Consider the following 5,799-nt stretch of genomic DNA (forward strand, 5'->3'; position numbering starts at 1 on the left):
AAGATGTTGAAGGCGTATACTCGGTGAATTTCAAAAATTGGCGTCGTCGTCTAGCAAGTTCTGCGGTGCTCACGTATTAAGTATACGCTCCGCTCCTCGCCTTGCAGACTCCCTGCTCTTTTTGAAATTGACCTTCGTCTACTACTACTCAACCTTAATATTTAAGTACATAAACATAACAATTTTGTAAAAAACATGAACAAATATTTAGAATACCCAGAAGTAGAAAGCAACCAGCAGCCACCAAAAAAGCTAGTAGTATTACTGCACGGTGTTGGTTCGGATGGTCACGATTTAATAGGGTTAGTCCCTTACATTAAGAATGATTTATCTGATTGTCATTTTATTTCCCCGCACGGCATCGAGGCTTACGATATGATGCCTTATGGCAGACAATGGTTTAGCTTGCAGGATCGCAGTCTCAATGTTATGGCAAAACTAATTGCAAATAATATTTCTAAACTTGAGGATATAATTAGGCAAAAACAAGAGGAGCTAAATCTAACCAACAAAGATACTATTATTATTGGTTTTTCCCAAGGTACAATGATTGGTTTATACTTAACTCTGATCCAGCAAGAGCCGTTTTTTTGTACTATAGGTTTTTCAGGAGGAGTAATCCCACCTATGGAAGTTAATAATATGCTTACTCCTATATGTTTGATTCATGGGGAGCTTGATGATGTGGTTAGTATTAGTAAAATGTATGATGCTGCAGACTATTTATCTAAGTTTCATATAGCTCATAGCATACATAAATTAACGTCGCTTGCTCATTCAATAGACGGACGTGGGCTTGAAATTGCGATTAATTTTATAAAAAATATAAGCATTACTGTATGACTCCAATGTCATTCCCGCGTAGGCGGGAATCCAGTAATCTTTAATTGTCATACCGCGACTTGATCGCGGTATCCAGTCTTTTTTAGTTTTTTTCTGGACCCCGTGGTCAAGCCACGGGGTGACACCTAATGTGCTTTATGATGGATTCCCGCCTACGCGGGAATGACATAAATGAACTACACAACAAAACCAAAAACATATGAGGATAGATGAATATTTTTAATAATAATTTACACGAAACGGATAAAGAAATTGATGAAATAATAAAGCACGAAAAAGCTCGTCAAAATAGTGTAATTGAGCTTATTGCATCAGAGAATTTCGTAAGTCCTGCAGTGCTTGAAGCTCAAGGCTCAATTCTTACCAATAAATATGCCGAAGGCTATCCAAGTAAGCGTTTTTATAATGGTTGCGAGGAAGTTGACAAAGCTGAAGTTTTGGCTATAGAGCGAGCAAAGAAATTATTTAACTGTAAATATGCGAATGTGCAGCCTCATTCAGGATCGCAAGCAAACCAAGCTGTATATCTTGCTTTATTACAGCCTGGTGATACAATTCTTGGTATGTCTTTAGATAGCGGTGGGCATCTAACGCATGGTGCGGCCCCTAATATGTCCGGTAAATGGTTTAACGCTATTTCGTATAGCGTAAATAAAGAAACTTATTTAATTGATTATGATGAGATTGAACGCTTAGCGGATTTACATAAGCCAAAATTACTTATAGCCGGTTTTTCTGCTTATCCTCGTAATATTGATTTTGCAAAATTTAGAGAAATAGCGGATAAAACTGGGGCTTACTTTATGGCAGATATTGCTCATATTGCAGGACTTGTTGCCACAGGTGAGCATCAAAGTCCTATTCTTTACGCTCATATTGTTACCTCCACTACCCATAAAACGCTTAGAGGACCAAGGGGTGGCTTAATCTTATCTAACGATGAAGAGATAGGCAAAAAGATAAATTCTGCCTTATTTCCCGGGCTACAAGGCGGACCGCTTATGCATGTTATAGCTGCAAAAGCCGTAGCTTTTTTAGAAAACCTGCATCCTGAATATAAAAGCTATATCAAGCAGGTAATAAGTAATGCTAAAGCTTTAGCGAGTAGCTTGCAAGAAAGAGGATATGATATATTAACAGGCGGCACCGATAACCATATTGTTTTAGTGGATTTGCGTAAGGACGGAATCACAGGTAAGCTTGCTGCTAATTCTTTGGATAAAGCAGGTATTACGTGTAATAAGAATGCTATTCCGTTTGATGAAACTTCGCCTTTTATTACCTCCGGCATTAGGCTTGGTACTCCCGCATGTACTACTAGAGGATTTAAAGAAAAGGATTTTGTATTAGTCGGTCATATGGTAGCAGATATTTTAGACGGCTTAAAAAATAACGAAGCTAATAATAAAGCTGAACAGAAAGTATTAAGCGAAGTAACAAAACTAATTAAATTATTTCCGTTTTATGAATGATTTAAACAAAAGGCCGGATTGGATAAAAGTTAAAGCGCCTAATTCTGCAGAGTACTATAATACAAAAGATTTAATAAAGAATCTGAGATTAAATACTGTGTGTGAGGAAGCAGCTTGTCCTAATATCGGTGAATGCTGGTCAAAAAAACATGCAACCGTGATGATTTTAGGTTCAGTTTGTACTAGAGCTTGCAGATTTTGTAATGTCAAAACCGGTAGACCCGATTTACTTGATCCACACGAACCGCAAAGGCTTGCTGAAGCAGTGCAGAAATTAAATTTGAAGCATGTAGTAATTACTTCTGTTGATCGTGATGATCTTGAGGATGGCGGAGCTACGCACTTTGCACAGTGTATTAGTGAAATCCGAAAATCATCTCCAAATACTACTATTGAGATTCTAACTCCTGATTTTTTAAGAAAAGAAGGAGCAGCAGAAATAATAGCTAATTCAAAGCCTGATGTCTTTAACCATAATGTCGAAACAGTCCCGTCTTTATACAAAGCGATTAGACCGGGAGCTAGATATTATAACTCTTTAAGCTTACTTCATAATATCAAGAAATTATCCCCTGAAATTTTCACAAAATCCGGTATGATGGTAGGGCTTGGGGAAGAAATAAACGAAGTAGTGCAGGTTATGGATGATTTAAGGGAAGCAAAGGTTGATTTTCTAACTATCGGGCAGTATCTGCAACCTACCAAAAATCATGCCGAAGTTGCAAAATATGTTACGCCCGAAGAGTTTAAATATCTAGAGCGAGTGGCAAAAACAAAAGGATTCTTGATGGTTTCAGCAAGCCCACTAACCCGTTCTTCATACCATGCCGATGAGGATTTTCAAAAATTAAAAGAGAATTATCAGCAGCGTCATACCGTGGCTTGACCACGGTATCCAGAAAACAAATTATAGTAGTAAATAATTTATGAAACAACTTGTAAAGCCTTATGTAATTAATGAGGGGCTTGGAGCCGCTTACAAAGCCATGGCTAAAGATATAAAAGCTGAAGAAAAATCCAATGAATGGGTAGAAGGATTAATAGAAAACGATTTTTAAAGTATGGTGAGTAGATTAATCTTTCTTTGGCGTTGTTGCATGGATCAAGAAAAGCACTCGGTGTCATACCGTGGCTTGACCACGGTATCCAAAAACAACTAAAAAATACTAATATTATTAGTTGGATCCCGCGATCAAGTCGCGGGATGATAGGGGTGGAATCGATCCACGCAACAATGCTGAGCTAGGAATGACATTGATGTGATGGAATTAAGAAAATGATAAATGTAGAAATCATAAAAAATTACGACAAATGGCGTGAGCATAAGCAGATAAATAAGAGTTTAATCAAAAAAATAACTCAAAATGTTTTACTGCGATTTGATAATTTTAGTAAAATAAAACAATTTGAATTATCAATCTTACTAACAAATACTGCAGAAATATTGACCTTAAACAAACAATTTCGTAATATAGAAAAAGGTACTAACGTTCTTTCTTTTCCAAGTAACGAATTAAATTGGCAGGATTTGCGTTTTAATAATGTTAGCCCTAAACTTGAATTGTTAATCGACTATGATTATATGCATTTAGGTGATATAGCATTTTGTTATGAGGTAATATATAATGAATCGTGCGAGCAACAAAAAACTTTTGAGAATCATTTTATTCATCTTTTAATACATAGTATTTTACACTTAATCGGGTTCGATCATCAAAATGACACAGAAGCAAATATTATGGAAAATCTAGAAATTGAAATATTATCATATTTTGGTATTTCTTCCCCTTATTAACTAAATAAAAAAATTTATGTTAAAATCTTCAAAAAAAGAAGATTCTAGTAAAAAAAATCACAATTTTACTATACAAAAATTATTCTCTCCGATAAAAAATTTTTTTAGAAAAACAAAAACGCCTGATAATTTTTTTGGTGTCATAAAACGTCTTAAAATTAATAGTCAAAAAATGACTTTAGACGAGCGTAACATTTTAGCTAATTTACTGAAGTTAGAAGATAAGACCATTGAGGATATAATGGTACCGCGTTCTGATATTGCGGCAATAAAATTAACTACGAATCTAGAAGAATTAAGTGAGTCTATTAAGTTAGAAGTCCCACATACACGAACTCTTATATATGACGGTACTTTGGACAATGTAGTAGGGTTCATTCATATCAAGGATTTATTTAAGGCATTGGCTACAAAGCAGAACGGTCGTTTAAAAAAGCTTATACGTAAACATATAATTGCAGCTCCTTCTATGAAATTATTAGATTTGCTAGCAAAAATGCGTCGTGAGAGAACGCATATTGCAATAGTTGTTGATGAGTATGGCGGTACTGATGGTTTAGTTACTATTGAAGATCTTATAGAAGAAATAGTAGGACGAATTGATGACGAACATGATCAGCAATTAGATAGCGATAATTTCAAGGTTATTAATAACTCAACAATTATTTCAAATGCACGTGTTGAAGTAGAAGTGCTTGAAGAAATAATAGGAGAAAAGCTAAAAAATGATGATGATGAGTTTGATACGATAGGAGGATTAGTACTGACTAGAGTCGGTAGCGTTCCGGTAGTTGGTACTAAGATAAATATTTCGGAAAATATCGAAATTGAAGTTACGGATGCAAATCCTCGTTCTTTAAAACAAGTAAAAATTAGGCTTAAAAACGATTTGAATAGTAATAAAATTTAATTTTAAATAAATATGAATTTAGGCTCTGTGTACTTTTTACTCAAAATTTAATCTTAAGTAAAAAATACACAGAGCCTAGAAGATAAGTACCTCTAAATTCATTAAAAATATTTTATTATTATATTTCGGTATTATATTCTACTTTCCCGATTAGTCCTTCTTGGGTATTTGTTTCCATATAATAATTATAACAGGCTTCTCCTACTTTAATTGCAGCCAATGTTCCCATTATGCCGGCAGCACATGCCATAGCAAATTTCAAAGGTGGATCAAGTACTACTACATAAATTCCAACAGCACATGCTCCTACTACTGCAAGCTTACCATACCAAGGGTTTGTATTATCATTTACTATATCATTGATTATTTCTTTAAGCATAAATATAAATTTATTAGTTAATATTAAATTCGCTAAAATCTAAGCATCTTTAATAAAAAGGTTAAAAATTATTAAATTCTAGAAGCGTAATATATAACTAAATATTAATCAGTTGTCAATAATAATTACCACGAAACATGGTAAAAATAATAATTTAAAAATGATTTTACAGCATTATTTTCATTTGACTTAGCAAAGAAATTTGAGTTAAATAGCGAAGCTCAACATATATAAAATTATCGTTATCAATGAATTATAGTAAATCATATAGTATTAGGTGCAATAATAAGATAATATACAAGGAAAAATGTCAACAAGTCCATATAGTGAAGATTTAAGGAAGAAAGTAATAAATTACCTAAAGAAAGGAAGGAGCCAAAAGGAAGCATCAGAAGTTTTT

General features: G+C 34.1%; 9 protein-coding genes. 8 read left to right on the forward strand and 1 reads right to left on the reverse strand.

The window, feature by feature from the left end:
- Positions 1–195 precede the first annotated feature (195 nt).
- The 7 genes from AC1Z7D_RS05650 (at position 196) to tlyC (ending at position 5,020) form a co-directional block, all read left to right on the forward strand.
- Positions 196–843 carry an alpha/beta hydrolase family protein gene (locus tag AC1Z7D_RS05650; RefSeq protein ID WP_482602732.1) on the forward strand — a complete coding sequence of 216 codons (648 nt, stop codon included), beginning with the start codon at positions 196–198 and terminating at the stop codon, positions 841–843.
- Between the two features lie 209 nt (positions 844–1,052).
- Positions 1,053–2,315: a serine hydroxymethyltransferase gene (glyA, locus tag AC1Z7D_RS05655; protein ID WP_482602734.1), complete on the forward strand. Its 1,263-nt coding sequence runs from the start codon at positions 1,053–1,055 to the stop codon at positions 2,313–2,315.
- A complete protein-coding gene (gene lipA / locus AC1Z7D_RS05660) occupies positions 2,308–3,201 on the forward strand; it encodes a lipoyl synthase (RefSeq protein ID WP_482602736.1) in 894 nt (297 codons plus the stop codon). The genes glyA and lipA overlap by 8 nt, the downstream gene beginning before the upstream one ends.
- Positions 3,202–3,241: 40 nt before the next feature.
- Positions 3,242–3,373 carry a hypothetical protein gene (locus AC1Z7D_RS05665; RefSeq protein WP_482602738.1) on the forward strand — a complete coding sequence of 44 codons (132 nt, stop codon included), beginning with the start codon at positions 3,242–3,244 and terminating at the stop codon, positions 3,371–3,373.
- Positions 3,374–3,399: 26 nt separating this feature from the next.
- A complete protein-coding gene (locus AC1Z7D_RS05670; RefSeq protein ID WP_482602740.1) occupies positions 3,400–3,561 on the forward strand; it encodes a hypothetical protein in 162 nt (53 codons plus the stop codon).
- Between the two features lie 30 nt (positions 3,562–3,591).
- Positions 3,592–4,110, forward strand: a complete 519-nt coding sequence (gene ybeY, locus AC1Z7D_RS05675) for an rRNA maturation RNase YbeY (protein WP_482602742.1) — start codon at positions 3,592–3,594, stop codon at positions 4,108–4,110.
- Between the two features lie 16 nt (positions 4,111–4,126).
- A complete protein-coding gene (tlyC, locus tag AC1Z7D_RS05680; protein ID WP_482602744.1) occupies positions 4,127–5,020 on the forward strand; it encodes a hemolysin C in 894 nt (297 codons plus the stop codon).
- A gap of 118 nt (positions 5,021–5,138) precedes the next feature.
- Here the strand turns inward: tlyC and AC1Z7D_RS05685 are convergent, their stop codons facing one another.
- Complete coding sequence (locus AC1Z7D_RS05685; protein WP_482602746.1) at positions 5,139–5,399, reverse strand: hypothetical protein; 261 nt, start codon at positions 5,397–5,399, stop codon at positions 5,139–5,141.
- A gap of 307 nt (positions 5,400–5,706) precedes the next feature.
- On the opposite strand from AC1Z7D_RS05685, the gene AC1Z7D_RS05690 reads away from it, so the two are divergent.
- The coding region (locus AC1Z7D_RS05690) for an IS630 transposase-related protein (protein ID WP_482601266.1) at positions 5,707–5,799 on the forward strand (93 nt) is incomplete at its 3' end.

The organism is Rickettsia sp., assembly GCF_965035265.1.